The organism is Cellulomonas sp. GbtcB1, assembly GCF_019091725.1.
In the GTDB taxonomy this organism is placed as follows: domain Bacteria; phylum Actinomycetota; class Actinomycetes; order Actinomycetales; family Cellulomonadaceae; genus Cellulomonas.
In genome coordinates this window covers 1-232 of sequence record NZ_JAGXJG010000631.1, presented here as the reverse complement: position 1 = coordinate 232, position 232 = coordinate 1, and the positions used below count along the sequence as shown (strand labels likewise).

Sequence of the window (232 nt, the reverse complement as noted above, 5' to 3'; positions counted from 1 at the left end):
ATGCCCGCATCGACCTGCGGCGACGGCGGGTAGGGGTTCTCGTTGACGTTGAGCAGCACCGGCACGTCGAGCTGCGGGGCGCCGTAGGGCACCTCGCCGGCCAGCACGGGGCGCACCGGCAGCACGGGCCGCGCGGCCTGGGGGGCGGTGTCGGGTGCGGTCACCGGGCGATCGTATCGGCGCCCCGGCCGCGGGACGCCGGTCGTCCACAGGCGGCGCCCGCGGGGCGGCG

Annotated in this window: 1 pseudogene; it reads right to left on the bottom strand. The window is 78.9% G+C overall.

What is annotated here, in order from left to right:
• Positions 1 to 164 (bottom strand): annotated as a pseudogene (locus KVT14_RS22860) (histidinol-phosphate transaminase); the annotation flags it as partial.
• Positions 165 to 232: the final 68 nt, after the last annotated feature.